We start from the raw sequence: 15,259 nt of genomic DNA, 5'->3' as shown, positions 1-15,259 counted from the left end.
CGCGGCGAAGCGGCAGGCTGGGCGTGCCAGCCTGCCGCACGGGACAGTTGAGCGGCGGGGGCGAGAGGAGACCGCACCGTCCCGTTACCGTGTTCCATGTTCCTGCTCATGCCTTCGGCAAGGCGAGCGCGACGAAGCGCTCGCTGTCGCCGGAGCGGACACGGAACAGTACCGCCTTGCGACCCTTCTCCTCGGCGGTACGGACCGCCTCGGCCAGGTCGGAGGGGGCGTCGATCTCGGCCCCGCCGGCCGCGACGATCACGTCGCCGGCCTGCAGGCCCTTGCGGGCGGCCTCGCTGTCGGGATCGACCTCGACGATGCGCACGCCGACGCCGTTGTCGTCATCGGCCGGCGCAACCGCGAGGCCGAACTTCGCCAGCGCATCGCGCTCGAGCGCCGGGGCGGCCGCGACCCGCTGCGGATCGCCTGGCTGGGCGCCGAGATCGACCGAGATCGTCCGCAGGTCGCCGTCGCGCCAGATGCCGAGCTCGGCCTTGGCGTTGGGCTTCAGGTTGCCGATCTTGCGGGCGAGGTCGCGGGCATCGGCCACCGGCTGACCATTGACCGACAGGATCACGTCACCGGACTTGATACCGGCCGCGCGGGCAGGCCCGGAGTCGAGCGTCGAGGCGACGATCGCCCCGCTGGCCGTGTCGAGACCGAGGCTGTCGGCGATGTCCTCGGTCACCGGCTGAATCTGCACGCCGAGCCAGCCGCGGCTGACCATGCCGTGCTCCTTGAGCTGCTCGATCACCGGCACCGCGACCGAGGCCGGAATGGCGAAGGCGATGCCGACATTGCCGCCCGACGGCGAGAAGATCGCCGTGTTCACACCGATGACCTCGCCATTGATGTTGAAGGTCGGGCCTCCGGAATTGCCACGGTTCACCGGCGCGTCGATCTGCAGGTAATCATCGTAGGGGCCGGAGCCGATGTCGCGGCCGTCGGCCGAGACGATGCCGGCCGTCACCGTGCCGCCGAGACCGAACGGATTGCCGACCGCAACGACCCACTGGCCGACGCGCGGACGTTCCTTGGCGAAGGAGACGTAGGGCAGCGGCCCGTCCGCCTCGATCTTCAGCAGGGCGAGGTCGGTGCGGGCGTCGGAGCCGACGAGCGTCGCCTCATACGACTTGCCGTCAATCGACTTGACGGTGATCTTGCCGGCGCCGCTGGTGACATGGTTGTTGGTCACCACGTAGCCGTCCTCGGAGATGATGAAGCCGGAACCCTGACCCATCATGCCGGGACCGCGGCGCGGCTGGCCGTGCTGCTCGCCGCCGCGATCGCCGCGGTTCTCGCCGAAGCGCTGCTCGAACTCATGGAAGAAGCGCCGCAGCGGGTGGTCCTCAGGCAGGTCGTCGAAACCCGGCATCTGCGGCATGTCCGGCGCGCCGCCGGCGACCGCGGCCGGCGTGGCCGGGCGCTCGATCTCGACGCTGACGACGGCCGGCCGGACCGCCTCGACAAGATCGGCGAAGTCGAACGGCGCGGTCGACTGGACCCGCGCGGTGATGTCCTTGGCTGTGGCGACTGGCGGATTGAGAATCGTCGTACCGGCCGCGGCACCGACGATCGCCAGCGCCGCCGCGCCGCCGAGCAGGGCCGAGCGGAGCCGGCGGACAGAAGTTGGGGTGCTGTGACCCGACATAGGCATATGCTCCTCAGTTCCTCTCGCAGGGCGGGGTCCGCCCGTTTCGTCGCCGAATATGGGTCGGGGCTCATTACCGCCGCCTGTCCGGGGCATTAAATGTCGGTAAGGTCGGGAAATGTCGGTAAGGTCGGCGCCGCCGCGACCCCGCCTGGTGCGGCGCCGAGGCGACTCCGGCGGCCCGGCGGCGGATGACCGAACTCCGGTCAATCTTCCAAATTGCCAAGTCCGGGGACGCGTTGTAGATTCCCGCGCAGTTCGAATACTTAGCCTGGCTTGCCGGCTGCCCTTCGTCGGGGCGGATCCCAAGACAACGCTGACTTCGGATGGTTGGGTTGCGCGATGGGCGTGCACCCGTGATCTTGCGTTTTCGAAGGAGATCGCAATGCCGACAGGAACCGTGAAATTCTACAACACCCAGAAGGGCTACGGCTTCATCCAGCCTGATGGCGGCGGCAAGGACGTGTTCGTGCACGCCACCGCGCTGGAGGCGGCCGGCATGCAGCCGCTGGTCGAGGGCCAGAAGGTGTCGTTCGAGGTCGCCATCGACCGCCGCAGCGGCAAGTCTGCCGCCGCGAACCTGCGCGCCCTGTGACACCGCCGCCCGGCATCGGTCGGGCAGCCTGACGTCCAGGGACCCGGTAGCGCCGCCCGGACGGGCGGCGGACCGGGTCCTTGTCGTTTGCCGACGATGGTGACCCGGCGTGCCCAAGCCTGGCTTCGAAGCGCGCCCGCTGAGGCATCGGCCGAGACCGGCGCGGCGATGCCGACAAGGGCGACCCCGACGGCCATGACGCTGCCGCGGCACGCCCTGCCGCCCCGCCCAGTCCGTAACCGCCGCAGGCGGTGACCAGCCGCCTGTCGGCCGACATCGCGCAGCAGTTCCGGGCCACGGGTTCCGACTGGCAGTCCCGGACCGACCCGGCGCTGGCAGAGCGGCGCCAGGCGAGCGGCCTTCACTCCTTGGCGTCGAGCAGTTCCTCGATGCGGCGGCGTTCGGCCTCGGTGAGCGCGGCAGGATCGTGGCGGCGTCGGGTGCGGGCGGCAAGCCAGACGGCAGCGACGCCGCCGGCGAGCAGCAAGACCGGCGCCGCCCACAGGATCAGCGTGTGCGGCGCGACGCGCGGCCTGAGCAGCACGAACTCGCCGTAGCGATCGACCAGAAAGGCGACGACCTCCTCGTCGCTGTCGCCCGCCTGGAGCCGCTCGCGCACCAGGATCCTGAGATCGCGGGCGAGCGGGGCGTCGGAATCGTCGATCGACTGGTTCTGGCAGACGAGGCAGCGCAGGTTGGTGGAGATCGACCGGGCGCGCGCCTCGAGCGCCGGATCGTCCAGCACCTCGTCCGGCTGGACGGCCGGCGCGGGCGACGCGGCAAGGCAGATCGCGATCAGCGCCATCGCGCGGAGAAGGCCTCGCATCCCGTCTACTCCGCAGGCGCCGGCGCAAGCCGGCCGCGGGCGCGGCGCGGCGCGCCGACCCTAAGGCGGCGGTCGCAGAGCGAGACGACGCCGCCCAGCGCGCTGATCAGCGCACCGATCCACACCAGCGTCACCCACGGCTTGTAGAAGGCACGCACCGCGACCGTCCCGTCGGTGCCGCTCTCGCCCAGCGAGACGTAGACCTGGCTGAAGCCGAAGGTGCGGATCGCGGCCTCCGTTGTCGGCATGCCTGAGCCCTCGTAGACGCGGCGCTGCGGATCGAGTGTGCCGACCTCGACACCGCCCCGGCGGATGACGAAGTGACCCGTCTCCGCCCGCCAGTTCGGCCCCCGCAGCGGCGCCACGCCCGCGAAGGTCAGCTGGTAGCTGTCCAGGTCGATGGTCTCACCGGGGCGCAGCGCAACGATCCGCTCGACCGGCCAGACGGTGACGGCGGTGATGCCGACCACGAGCACGCCGACACCGAAATGGGCAAGCATGGTGCCCCAGGCCGAGCCCGGCAGGCCGATGGCGCGGTGCCAGCTTTCGCTGAGCGTCGCCTGGAACAGCTTGATGCGAAAGACGATCTCGGACAGCGCCCCGAGCATCAGCCAGACGCCGAGACCGACGGCCAGCGCCGCCAGCACGGCACCGCCCTCGGACAGCGCCAGGACGATGACGACGGCGAGGATCGACAGGCCGGCGGCGGCGAACAGCCGCTGGCTCGCCGCATAGAGGTCGCCGCGCTTCCAGGCGAGCATCGGTCCGAACGGCACCGCCAGGAGCAGCGGCACCATCAGCGGGGCGAAGGTCGCATCGAAGAACGGCGCGCCGACCGAGATCTTGTCGCCGGTCAGGGCCTCGAGCGCCAGAGGATAGAGCGTGCCGACGAAGACCACGCCGCACCCCGCGGTCAGGAACAGGTTGTTGAGGACCAGCGCGCCCTCGCGGCTGATCGGCGCGAATACGCCGCCCTGGGTCAGCGTGCCGGCCCGCCAGGCGAACAGCGCCAGCGCGCCGCCGACCGCCGTCGCGAGGATGATCAGGATGACGACGCCACGGGCGGGATCGGTGGCGAAGGAATGCACCGAGGTCAGCACGCCCGAGCGCACCAGGAAGGTGCCGAGCAGCGACAGCGAGAAGGTCAGGATGGCGAGCAGCACCGTCCAGATCTTCAGCGCGTTGCGCTTCTCCATGACGATCGCCGAATGCAAGAGCGCGGTGCCCGACAGCCACGGCATGAAGGAGGCGTTCTCGACCGGGTCCCAGAACCACCAGCCGCCCCAGCCGAGCTCGTAATAGGCCCAGTAGGAGCCGAGCGCGATGCCGAGCGTCAGGAATATCCAGGCAGCCAGCGTCCAGGGCCTCACCCAGCGTGCCCAGGCCGCGTCGATGCGCCCCTCGATCAGCGCGGCAACGGCAAACGAGAAGGCGATCGAGAAGCCGACATAGCCGCCATAGAGCAGCGGCGGGTGGATGGCGAGGCCGGGATCCTGCAGGATCGGGTTCAGTCCCCTTCCCTCGGCCGGCGGCTCGAGGATCCGGACGAACGGGTTCGAGGTCAGCAGCACGAACAGCAGGAATGCCGTGGCGATCCAGGCCTGTACCGACAGGACGGTCGCCTTCAGCGACGCCGGCAGGTTCGCGCCGAAGGCGGCGACGAGCGCACCGAACAGGGCGAGGATCAGGATCCACAGGACCATCGAGCCCTCGTGGTTTCCCCACACGCCGGTGATCTTGTAGATCAGCGGCTTCATCGAGTGCGAATTCTCGTAGACGTTGAGCACCGAGAAGTCGGACTGGACGTAGGCGAGGGTCAGCGCCGCAAAGGCGAGCGCGACCAGGGCGAACTGGGCGCCGGCAACGCTGGGCGCCACCGCCATCATCCGCTGGTCGCCGCGGCGCGCGCCCCAGATCGGCACGACGGACTGCACCAGCGCCAGCGCCAGCGCAAGAACCAGCGCGAAGTGACCGGTCTCGGCAATCATCGGGCGAAGCGCCGGGTGGCGCGCCGATATCCTGCAGGGGCCCTCGGTCGCACGGTGCGCGGAGCCGTCACCGTTCCGCCTCCTCACCCATCCAGTGGCCCTGCTTCTTCAGGGCGTCGGCAACCTCGCGCGGCATGTAGGTCTCGTCGTGCTTGGCCAGCACCGTGTCGGCGAGGAATGTCCCGTCCGGCGCCATCGCCCCTTCCGTCACCACGCCCTGTCCTTCGCGGAAGAGGTCCGGCAGCAGGCCGGTATACACCACCCGGATGGCATTGGCGGTGTCGGTGACGGTGAACTCGACCGTCATCCCCTCCTTGCGCACGAAGCTGCCGTCCTCGACCAGACCGCCGAGACGGATGCGCTTGCCGGGCTCGAGGTTGCCGGCGATCACGTCGGAAGGGCTGTTGAAGAACACGATCGTGTCGCGGAATGCGGCCAGCACCAGGCCGACCGCGGCGAACAGGACCAGCCCGGCCATGCCGATCAGCATCAGGCGGCGCTGCTTGCGGGTCATTGTTCCAGCCTCCTCACGAACCCAGTCCGAGCTCGCGCTCGGCGGCCTCGATGCGCGCGCCGGCCTCGGCATCGTCCGGATAGTTGCGCCGGGCCGAGGCGAGCGCGTCGCGCGCCTTGTCCGGCGTTCCCAGCACCACATAGGCCCGGGCGAGCCGCAGCCAACCGTCGAGATCGCGACCGTCCTCCGCAAGGCGGGCGGCAAGCCCGGCCACCATATCCGAAATCATGCGGGCGCGCTCCTCCGCAGTCATCGCGCCGGCAGCGGCGACATCTGCGGCCGACGGGCCGGGCGCGGCCGCTGTCGCGTCGGCTCCGGCCTCCAGTGCGGCAAGCCGGTGCGCCACCGCGCCGCGCCAGGGCGCATCGGGCGGGCTGTCGGCAAGCAGCGCCCGCCACTGCGCCGCCGCGCCGGCCGTGTCGCCGTCCTGCTCGGCGGCAACCGCCAGGAAGAACCGCGCCTTGGCATTGCCCGGCTCGCTGGCGAGGGCCCGCTCGAAGGCCGCACGTGCGGTCTCGGAGACCATGCCGTCGTCGAGCGCCACCAGCGCCTCGCCGAAATTCGCCTCGCGCGCCGCCGTCGCGCCGCTGAACTGGATCGCATTGTGCCAGGCGCGGGCGGCATCCTCGAAGCGGCCGAGCCGCATGTAGACGGGCGCAAGCACCTCCCAGCCCTGACCGTCGCGCGGATTGGCTGCAAGATGCTCCTCCACCCGGGCGATCAGGATCGCATAGTCCTGATCCTCCACCGGCTTCTGCAGGCGCGCCGACAGCGGCTGGTCCGGATAGCCGGGTGCGCCGCCGGCGAGGTAGAGCCCGACACTGAGCAGCGGCACCGCGACGATGACCGCCGCGACCAGCCCCCGCGGCAGCGGTCGCACCGCGGCGGAGTGCGCCTGCGCGGCGCGGTCGGCGGCCAGCAGGCGGCGACCGATCTCGAGCCGGGCGGCCTCGGCCTCGCGCGGGTCGAGGAGTCCGCGCGCAAGTTCCGCGTCGATCTCGCGCAGCTGGCTCCGGTAGACCGCGACATCGGATGCCTCCGCCCCGGCCGCGGCCGCGCGGCTGCGGGTGAGCGGCACGAGCACCGACAGGACCGCGAGCGCGGTAAGGATGGCGAGGACGACCCAGAGACCCATGGCAGCCACTAGATATAACGCCGATCGGCGGCGGCAAACGCAAAAGCGTCGCAGCCACGGTCACTACCACGTCAGACGCTGGCGGCGCGATGAGGCAGGTCAAGCAGAAGCCGGAGCGGATCGCGTCGCGCTCGGCCGGATCGAGCGCAGGAGGGCCGAGGACGTCGCCGCCAGTACCGGCGGGGGCAGGGTCGCGCATCCTCGTCGGCGGGATCGACGACCCCGCCCGCGCGATTGCGCCGCTCGCCCCGTCTATGCCGCCGGCGCGGCCAGGTCGTCGGTGTCGTCCTCGTCGAACTGGGCGAGCCGCGTGCTGGCAACTTCGCCGCTGCGCCGCAGCAGGGCGGCGTAGTTCTCGCCGAAGACGATGGCGTTGATGCGGATGGCGGCCTCGAGCTCGGCGCGAGCAATGTCGCGGTCGGGGCCGGTGGCGGTGCGCAGGTCCTGCAGGATCGCGCCGTTGACCACCTCGATGTAGTTCTCGACCTGGGAGATGACGTTGCCGAGCAGTTCGTTCATGGCGAGTTCGCTGCGGTAGGGCTTCAGCGCCATCATCGTCCGCACCGCATACTCGGCCTCCTGGATCGCGGTCTCCGAGGGTGGCGTGCGGCGCTCGCCCTCGCGGCGGCGGGGGCGCAGCGCCCGGCGCACGGCGCCCGGAATGCCCTGCACGTCGGAGGACAGGATCTCGGAGGCACGCCGCCGCTGCGCGGCCAGCAGGTTGCGCCATTCCGGCACGCCGTCGAGATCGACCGCGACACCGAGTCCGTTGGCCAGCTCGTAGAAGCGGCGGATGGCCTGGACGTGGGCCTCGTACGCGTTCGGCCGGCCGACCGTGCGCGACAGCCGCGCCAGCACGATCTCCATCTCGGCGGTGACGATATCGACACAGGGCGCGAGCCGGCTCTTGACCAGACGCTTGCCGTCGTCAGTACGTTCGTAGAGCGTCAGCAGCCGCAACAGCCCCGCCGGCTGGTAGAGGCGGCGGAACACGACGATCAGCGGGTAGACGATATCCTTCGACTCGTCGCGCAGTCGGCGCAGGATCGAGGCGGCAAGCTCGTCGTCGAGCACCGCGATCTCGTCGGGCAGACGGGCGGCGAACTTCGCCAGCTTGTCCTCCTGGCGGAGAATGGCCAGCATGTCCTCGAGATCCTCGACCACCCGGCCGCCGCCGAGCTGGACGGAGAACTTCATCCGGCTGCGGCTGTCGCCGGCAGTCTCGGCCAGCGCCGCCTCGATCACCGGCACCGCTTCGGCACGCATCGTCCGCGACATCTCGGCCGCCTTGTGCTCGTCGCCGTCAAGAAGCGCCTCGGTCGCCTCGCGCTCGCGCGCGCGCAGATCTGCGGCAATGTCGCTGTCGCGCACCAGCCACCGCCAGATGTGATCGAGCGAGCCGCGATGGATGAAGCCGCGCCGCTTGGACTCGCCGACCTCGTCGACCAGGAACGGTTCCAGCGGCTCGCAGAACAGGCGCTGCGGCGATCCGGTGCGTTCGGCCGCCTCGGCCTCCTCGCGCATGACGTCGCGGACCGCCTGAAGGATGAAGGCATGGGCGGGCTCGGACTGGCCCTTCAGACGCGCCATCTCGATCTCGCGCACCAGCCGCGCGCGCGTCTTCGGCGGCAGCGTTACGAGGTACGACCTCAGTTGTTCAACGAGTGCGGAGGATTCGCTCATACGCCGACTGTCCAACGCGGGACCCGCGGCCCGTAGTCCAGGTCGCGCAGTCGCAAACAGTTTCGGCGCGGGGCCTTAAGAAATGGCAAAGCGGGGCGAGGAACGCCCGGCGAGAGGGGGGCGGGCGGCGGGGCGCGTCGCCCCACCGCGATGCCCCTGCCCGACCGCGCGCGGCCGTCAGCTGATCGTGCGCCAGCTGCCGTCCGGGTTCTGGCAGGCGGTGCCGCGTCCGACCTCGGGCCGGCCGTCGATGTAGATCGTGTGGGTGTAGTCGCGGCAATAGCCGTAGCCGGCCCGCTGATAAGGTGCTCCGGGCACGACCTCGCCATAGATGTTGGCGTTCGGATCGCGCCAGACGACCGGGCTGTTGGGCGGGCCGTACTGAAGGGCGCGGTATTCGGCCTCCATGGCCCGGCGACGGGCATCCTCGTCGGCAGCGGCGCCGATCCGGTTGCCGATCAGGCCGCCGATGACGATGCCCGCCGCCGTCGCGACGGTGCGGCCGCTGCCCGAACCGATGGTGGACCCGATGAGGCCGCCCGCGGTCGCGCCGACCGCGGTTCCGAGCACCTCGCCCGTGCGATCCTGCTGACAGGCCGCGAGCAGAAGGCCGAGCCCGGCCACGGCGGCGAATTTCACGAAGCGCATACGTCCAATCCTCCTCTGCGGAACCCCCGGTAGGATGCCGGCGGCAGCCGGCAACAGGCAGCACGCGGTAGGGTGACCGCGCCGCCTTGCCGAACATCGGGCGAAATGGGGCCATATCAAGGCCTTCGACGCGCCGAAGGCGCCGCCGCTTGGGCGACGAGGCCCCGCGCGGCAGCGGAAATGGCCTCGGTACCCTCTCACGCGGCCGGCAGGTGCAGCGTCGCCCTGAGACCGCCGAGATCCGACCGGGCGAGCGCGAACGCGCCGCCGTAGAGATCGGCGAGGTCGCGGACGATGGACAGGCCGAGGCCGGACCCGGGCTGCGTCTCGTCGAGCCGCCGGCCACGGCGCACGGCTTGTGCGCATTCCTCCTCTGTCAGGCCGGGCCCGTCGTCCTCCACGGTGATCCCCAGCATCGGCCGGCCGTCGGGGTCCGATCCCGGCAGCAGCCGACAGGTCAGCACCACCCGCGATCTGGCCCACTTGAAGGCATTGTCGACGAGGTTGCCGATCAGTTCCTCGAGATCCTGCCGCTCGCCCTGGAAGCGCAAACCTGCCGGCACATCGACGTCGAGCGTGGTGCCGCGGTCGGCGTAAATGCGGCGCATGGCGCGGGCGAAGCTCTCGGCGACCGGCCCGACCTCGGTGACCGACACCGCGACGCCGGCGGTCGCCGCGACCCGGGCACGGTCAAGATAATAATCGATCTGGTGGCGCATCAGCCCGGCCTGTTCGGCAACCTTGGCGCCGAGCGGGCTGCTGGCGGCGCGCGCCTCGTTGGTGATGACCGCCAGCGGGGTCTTCAGCGCATGGGCGAGATTACCGACCTGGGTGCGCGCGCGCTCGATGATCTTGGCGTTCGATTCGATCAGCGCATTGATCTCGCGGGTGAGCGGCGCAATCTCGGCCGGATAGTCGCCCTCGAGCCGCGTCGCCCGCCCCTGGCGGATGGCGCCGAGCGCGGCGCGCACATCGCGCAGCGGCTTCAGGCCGATGTGCACCTGCAGCAGCGTCGCCGCCACCAGCCCGACTCCGAGCAGGCCGAACACCGCCAGCACCAGGTTGCGGAAGGTGGCGATCTCCTGCTCGACCTCGCCGAGATCGCCGGTGACGGTGAAGGACAGCCGGTCACCGGTGTCGCCGAACACGACGAGCTGCTCGATGGCGCGCAAGCGGCGGCCGCCAGGCCCGTCGATGTCCATGACACGCTGGAAGTCGGCGCCGAACGGCACGTCCTCGATGCGCGGCAGCAGCAGCCGCGCGCCGGACAGCGACGGCGAGACCAACAGCTCGTCGCGTCCCTCGCCGAGCCGAATCACCTGCCAGTACCAGCCCGACTGGAACGCCGAGAAGCGCGGATCGCCGAGCTGCGGCGCGCCGACCGGGTGGCCAGCCTCGTCCTGCTGGATCGCCGCGACGACGTTGAACAGATGCAGGTCAAGCAGGCTGTCGAATCCCCGCTCGACGCTTGCCCGGTAATAGGCGATCAGCACGTACAGCGCCGTCGCCAGCGCGATCGCCGTCCAGGTCGCGGCAAGCACGAACAGCCGGAACGACAGCGACAGCGGCGGGCGGCGGCGGTGCTGCGGCGGTGCGGCAGCGGGATCGTGGCTGGTCATCGCGCGACGCGGCAGATCGGCTGGACAGATGGCCGCACGACGCCTCGCGCCGCCGTCAGTCGGCCGCCCGGGCAGCGCCGGGGACGTCGAGCGCGTAGCCCAGCCCGCGCACGGTCTGGATGCAGTCGATGCCGAGCTTCCGGCGCAGGCGGCCGATGAACACCTCGATCGTGTTGGAATCGCGGTCGAAATCCTGGTCGTAGAGATGCTCGACCAGTTCGGTGCGGGAGACGACGCGGCCCTGGTGATGCATCAGGTAGGCAAGCAGCCGGTATTCGTGCGAGGTGAGCTTGACCGGATTGCCGTCCACGGTGACGCGGGAGGCACGCGTGTCGAGCCGCACGGGTCCGCATTCGAGTTCGCTCGAGGCATGCCCGGCGGCGCGTCGCAAGAGCGCACGGATGCGGGCGAGCACCTCCTCCATGTGGAATGGCTTGGCGACGTAGTCGTCGGCGCCGGCGTCGATACCGGCCACCTTGTCCGACCAGCGGTCGCGGGCGGTGAGCAGCAGCACCGGCATCTTGCGGCCATCCTTGCGCCACTGCTCGAGCACGCGGATGCCGTCCATCGACGGCAGGCCGATGTCGAGCACCACCGCGTCGTAAGGCTCGGTATCACCGAGGAAATGGCCGTCCTCGCCGTCGCTCGCCGAATCGACGACATAGCCGGCATCGGTCAGCGCGGTGACCAGCTGGCGGTTCAGATCCACGTCGTCCTCGACAACCAGTATGCGCATGATCGGCCTCGAAACCCGGTGTCCCGCCCGGCTGCCGCTCCGCTAGCGCGCCGGGATCGTGATCTGGCGCCGCTCCGGCGGCCGCTGGCCGCTGGGATCTCGCACCAGGATCGTCACGACGCACAGGGTCTGGCCGCCGCTCTGGACCACCAGCGGTGCGCCGATCACCTGCCCGCCCTGCGCGGCGGCCGCCTGGGCGGCGGCTGCCGCGCAGTTGCCGGAAGCGAGCCGGACCGGCGCGCAATTGTCGCCGACCCCGTCACCACAGGCAAGCGCGGGCGCGGCGACGGCCGACGGGGCGTCGGCGACCGGCATAATGGCAAGTGCCGAGACAGGCGCGGCCGCGGCCGGGAGCAGAAGGGCGACGAGCGCCACCAGGAGAGCTGTACGTGTCATGGCCGCAACACTAGCGTCGGCTGGCTGAACGGGACATGAATGCGCCGTTCGGGGGCGGGGCAACCGAGTGTGGACCGTCGGGCACGCAGCTCTATCCTCCGAAACCCCGGAACGTCGCAAAGCCGTCCACCGGCTCGCGCACGGTCCGCCAGCGGTTGACCGGCGCGTCCATGTCGGGAAAGCCCAGCGCGATGCCGCAGAACACCATCCGGTCGTCGGGAAGCGCCAGATGACGGCGCACGGTCAGGTGCCAGGCGGCCCAGAACTCCTGCGCGCAGGTCTGCAGGCCGTGAGCGCGCGCGGCCAGCATCAGCGTCTGCACGAACATGCCGAGGTCGGACCATTGCGGCGGGCCCATCAGCCGGGCGACCGAGACGAAGATGCCGACCGGCGCATCGAAGAAGCGGTAGTTGCGGGCAAACTGGCGAAGGCGGGCCGGTCGGTCCTCGCGCGGAATGCCGAGCGCGGCATAGAGATCGGCGCCGGTCCGGTGGCGGCGGCCGTGCCAGGGCTCGGGCAGCGGATCGGGATAGACCGCGTATTCGGCCCCCTCCCCCTGCGGCACGAGATGGCCGCGCGCGTCGATGTCGGCGATCAGCGCGGCGAGCGGTTCGCCGGTCAGCACATCGACATGCCAGGGCTGCAGGTTGCCGCCCGACGGCGCCCAGCGCGCCGCCTCCAGGATGTCGCGCACGGTCTGTTCCGGCACCGGATCGGGCAGGAAGGCGCGGCAGGAAAAGCGCGAGCGGATGGCCTCGATGACGTCCAACGGCAAGGGCTCCGGCGGGTGGGTGGCGGGGGATGCGGGGCGTCGGAGCCGGAAGGTTAGCGCGGGTCGGGGGGAGGCGCCAAGCGGAGGAAATTCCTGCAAACGTCGGTGGAACGGGCGGTGGCGGCGGCGAACCGTCTTTTACTTGGACAAGTCTTGAATGGTCTGTTGTCGCTCGGGATGCAGCAACCTCGTCTGAGTGCGCATCTGTCGCGGATTGTCGTCGCTGCAGCGCACAAGATGTTCCTATACGCGCCAATGGAAATCCTATGCGACTCGTGGTTCCTCTCTATGCGGTCGTCCCGGGACACGACCACGCTCTCTCTGTGTGTGCTGACTGGCCGCCGCGCCTGAGGGCGCGTTCAAGCATGCGCCGACTACGGAGGGACGGTTGGGCTTCGAACTTTCCGTGTGGTGCCCCCCTACCCCCTGCCCGCGAACACCTACTCCATGCTCCGTCCGCCGATATAGCCGCCCATGCCGACCACCAGCAGGGTCCACAGCCCGTCGGGGACGGCTCTCAGGCCCACCACCTCGTCGAGGGGAACGGCGAGCGCCGCGGCGAGGATCGGCACGGCGACGGCGTGCCAGACGAGGAGGCCCATGCAGACGACCATGAAGGCCGGCCGCCAGTTGCGCTGCAGGGGCGAGCCCTGCGCCTCGGCGACGATGATCGCGGACTGCGCCTCGGCCAGGCGAGCCTCGGCGTCGGAGGCGGCGCGGGTGAGGTCCGCCTCGAGGCGGGCGCGCTCGGCCGGGTCGGGGATGACGCGGCGGACGATCTCGAGGATCGGGCCGAGGAAGGGGGCAAGCGCGCCGATCATGCCCGCCTCCCGGTCAGCAGCGCCCGCAACAGCCGGGCGATGAAGGCGAGGATGCCGCCGGCGCGCCGCTGTCCGGCTGCCTCGCCCGGCCGAGACGGCAGGCCGGGCGGCGCGTCCGGCGGAGCGGCGGGCGCCATCGCCGCGCGCCGGGCCATGGCGAGGGACTCGGCCTTCACCTCGTCCACCCGGCGGCTCCAGCCCCTGCCGAACGCCGGCCAGGTGGACAGGGCGCGCAGGAAGGCGAGCCGGATGGCGCAGATGTCGGCGATCGTGCGGACCGGATCGGCCGCGGCCGCAGCCGCGAGCGTCACCGGGCCGACGATCCCGTCCTGCGGCACGCGAACCGCCGCCTGGAGCCATTTCGCCGCGCGCACCGGACCCGAGTTCACCGCTGCATCGAACACCGCGTAGTCGATCCCGGCAGGCAGGTCGTCGGCCTTCACCGCATCCCAGTAGCGCGCCCGGTAGATCGCCGCCGCCTCGGCCCGGGTCAGGGCGCGGACATCGGATTTCGCGACGGCGCCGCCGCGCCAGGCGGCGAGTGTCGTGCGGCTGATGCCGTATTTGGTCGCCCCGCCCGGATCGGAGGGATGGTCGGCATAGCCGCCCTCGTGGCGGAACAGATGCGGCAGGACATGGGCAAGGCTTTCGGCGGCCATGGGGTTGCTCCCGGATGGTTGGACTGGGCGCTGGATCGCCATTCGCGAGAATCGCGGGCGGGCCGGATGCACGGCGGCCGTCCCTGTCGCCAGGAACGGCCGCCGTTGGCTTGATGAGGACCGGCGCGATGCCGGAGGGTGAGATCCGTCAGCAAACGGAACTCTGATACGGCCTCAGGGCCGGCGGTAGCCGAGCACCCGCGAGGTCGGATAGGTGCCAATGGCAACCTTCCTGCCGTGGTTGCCGGACAGCAGCACGATCTTGCCGTCGTCCCAGCCGACGAAATAGCCGACATGGCCGCCGCCGCGCCGGGTCAGCACGACGATGTCGCCGGGCTGCGGCTTCGACACCTTGGTGCCGTAGTCGAGATAGGCGGTCGCCAGCCGCGAGCCGACACCTTCACGGCCGGCCTTGCGCTCGACGAGGTTGATGAAATCGGCGCACCACAGCGACGACCTGCCGGTCGGATTGCTGCCGAGATAGCGTCGGGCGATCGACAGGCTGTCGCCGCCGCCGGACTTTCGCGCCGACGCCGAGGCCTGCCCGCCGCCGGCCAGGGCATCGGGCCCGGGTCCGTCCGGCCGGACAATCGACGGATCGTTCTGCATGATGCGCGCCGAGACCGGCGTGGCCGATGCGATGGTTGCGAGGGCGAGCATCGCCGCCGCCGCACGTATTCCCCCCCAACGTCCAAGACAAAGGTCGGTCATTCGACTTCCTGCTGGCTGTTGGTCTGCCGTCCGCACGGGCCGGCGGCGCGCCGTTCTAGGGCCGAATGTGACGAAGATAGGGCAGCAGTATTGTCCTTTTTTTCGCCCGCCTTCCGCCAGAAACATGAACTGCCGGAACAGGTTGTGACCTGCCCTTACGGCTCCTGCGGCTGCGGATGCGCCGTCAGCAGGATTTCAGACGCGCCGCGACAGGCGATGGCCGTAATAGAGAGTTCGGCCGACGCGGCTCAGGCCCGCGACTGCCGTTGCGGCAGGGTCGACGCCTTCGACGTCACCCGTCCGGTCGATGAGATATGGGACAGACACGGAAGCCGTCCGAAACGCGGATGTGGCTGCACCGGCCAGATCCCCCCTCACCCCAGCACCGCCATGGCGCTGACGAAGCGGCCGGTTGCGGTGGTGGCGATGGATTCGCGGATGAAGACGAGGTTGGAGTTCGACACCGGCGAGGGTTCGGTGCAGGAGATGACGGTGGTGGCATTCT

At 70.4% G+C, this 15,259-nt stretch carries 15 protein-coding genes and 1 pseudogene; 2 read left to right on the top strand and 14 right to left on the bottom strand.

Annotated elements, in window-relative coordinates:
• Nucleotides 1–106: 106 nt before the first annotated feature.
• The gene (locus EDC22_RS13050) at nucleotides 107–1,651 is read right to left on the bottom strand and encodes a Do family serine endopeptidase (RefSeq protein ID WP_207903777.1); all 1,545 of its coding nucleotides are present in this window, start codon (nucleotides 1,649–1,651) and stop codon (nucleotides 107–109) included.
• 385 nt (nucleotides 1,652–2,036) lie between these two features.
• Here EDC22_RS13050 and EDC22_RS13045 point away from each other — a divergent pair, with 385 nt between their 5' ends.
• Together EDC22_RS13045 and EDC22_RS18250 are read left to right on the top strand one after the other, a co-directional pair.
• Nucleotides 2,037–2,246 carry a cold-shock protein gene (locus EDC22_RS13045; protein ID WP_132807116.1) on the top strand — a complete coding sequence of 70 codons (210 nt, stop codon included), beginning with the start codon at nucleotides 2,037–2,039 and terminating at the stop codon, nucleotides 2,244–2,246.
• 251 nt (nucleotides 2,247–2,497) lie between these two features.
• Nucleotides 2,498–2,575, top strand: a pseudogene (locus EDC22_RS18250) (BrnA antitoxin family protein); the annotation flags it as partial.
• A gap of 32 nt (nucleotides 2,576–2,607) precedes the next feature.
• Here the strand turns inward: EDC22_RS18250 and EDC22_RS13035 are convergent.
• The 13 genes from EDC22_RS13035 to EDC22_RS12975 all read right to left on the bottom strand — a co-directional run bounded on the left by EDC22_RS13035 (nucleotide 2,608) and on the right by EDC22_RS12975 (nucleotide 14,703).
• The gene (locus EDC22_RS13035; protein ID WP_132807114.1) at nucleotides 2,608–3,072 is read right to left on the bottom strand and encodes a cytochrome c-type biogenesis protein; all 465 of its coding nucleotides are present in this window, start codon (nucleotides 3,070–3,072) and stop codon (nucleotides 2,608–2,610) included.
• A gap of 5 nt (nucleotides 3,073–3,077) precedes the next feature.
• A complete protein-coding gene (locus EDC22_RS13030; RefSeq protein ID WP_132807113.1) occupies nucleotides 3,078–5,060 on the bottom strand; it encodes a heme lyase CcmF/NrfE family subunit in 1,983 nt (660 codons plus the stop codon).
• A 67-nt stretch (nucleotides 5,061–5,127) separates the two neighbouring features.
• Nucleotides 5,128–5,574: a cytochrome c maturation protein CcmE gene (gene ccmE / locus EDC22_RS13025; RefSeq protein ID WP_132807112.1), complete on the bottom strand. Its 447-nt coding sequence runs from the start codon at nucleotides 5,572–5,574 to the stop codon at nucleotides 5,128–5,130.
• Between the two features lie 13 nt (nucleotides 5,575–5,587).
• On the bottom strand, nucleotides 5,588–6,709 hold the full coding sequence (gene ccmI, locus EDC22_RS13020; protein ID WP_132807111.1) for a c-type cytochrome biogenesis protein CcmI: 1,122 nt from the start codon (nucleotides 6,707–6,709) through the stop codon (nucleotides 5,588–5,590).
• 252 nt (nucleotides 6,710–6,961) lie between these two features.
• Nucleotides 6,962–8,392, bottom strand: coding sequence for a hypothetical protein (locus EDC22_RS13015; RefSeq protein WP_132807110.1), 1,431 nt, complete (start codon nucleotides 8,390–8,392; stop codon nucleotides 6,962–6,964).
• Nucleotides 8,393–8,569: 177 nt separating this feature from the next.
• On the bottom strand, nucleotides 8,570–9,040 hold the full coding sequence (locus EDC22_RS13010; protein WP_132807109.1) for a glycine zipper 2TM domain-containing protein: 471 nt from the start codon (nucleotides 9,038–9,040) through the stop codon (nucleotides 8,570–8,572).
• A 197-nt stretch (nucleotides 9,041–9,237) separates the two neighbouring features.
• A complete protein-coding gene (locus EDC22_RS13005) occupies nucleotides 9,238–10,659 on the bottom strand; it encodes a sensor histidine kinase (protein WP_132807108.1) in 1,422 nt (473 codons plus the stop codon).
• Nucleotides 10,660–10,714: 55 nt separating this feature from the next.
• Complete coding sequence (locus EDC22_RS13000) at nucleotides 10,715–11,395, bottom strand: response regulator transcription factor (RefSeq protein WP_132807107.1); 681 nt, start codon at nucleotides 11,393–11,395, stop codon at nucleotides 10,715–10,717.
• 42 nt (nucleotides 11,396–11,437) lie between these two features.
• Nucleotides 11,438–11,791, bottom strand: a complete 354-nt coding sequence (locus tag EDC22_RS12995) for a hypothetical protein (protein ID WP_132807106.1) — start codon at nucleotides 11,789–11,791, stop codon at nucleotides 11,438–11,440.
• Between the two features lie 91 nt (nucleotides 11,792–11,882).
• On the bottom strand, nucleotides 11,883–12,560 hold the full coding sequence (locus tag EDC22_RS12990; RefSeq protein WP_132807105.1) for a nitroreductase: 678 nt from the start codon (nucleotides 12,558–12,560) through the stop codon (nucleotides 11,883–11,885).
• 443 nt (nucleotides 12,561–13,003) lie between these two features.
• Complete coding sequence (locus tag EDC22_RS12985) at nucleotides 13,004–13,384, bottom strand: 3TM-type holin (RefSeq protein WP_132807104.1); 381 nt, start codon at nucleotides 13,382–13,384, stop codon at nucleotides 13,004–13,006.
• Nucleotides 13,381–14,043 (bottom strand): glycoside hydrolase family 108 protein, encoded by a 663-nt coding sequence (locus EDC22_RS12980; RefSeq protein WP_132807103.1) that lies wholly within the window; start codon nucleotides 14,041–14,043, stop codon nucleotides 13,381–13,383. The genes EDC22_RS12985 and EDC22_RS12980 overlap by 4 nt, the downstream gene beginning before the upstream one ends.
• A gap of 174 nt (nucleotides 14,044–14,217) precedes the next feature.
• Nucleotides 14,218–14,703 (bottom strand): TIGR02594 family protein, encoded by a 486-nt coding sequence (locus EDC22_RS12975; RefSeq protein WP_165926901.1) that lies wholly within the window; start codon nucleotides 14,701–14,703, stop codon nucleotides 14,218–14,220.
• Between the last annotated feature and the right edge of the window lie 556 nt (nucleotides 14,704–15,259).

Source organism: Tepidamorphus gemmatus (assembly GCF_004346195.1).
GTDB lineage: Bacteria > Pseudomonadota > Alphaproteobacteria > Rhizobiales > Tepidamorphaceae > Tepidamorphus > Tepidamorphus gemmatus.
Note: the sequence above shows the minus strand (reverse complement) of the source record. Positions and strands in the feature narration are given on the sequence as shown.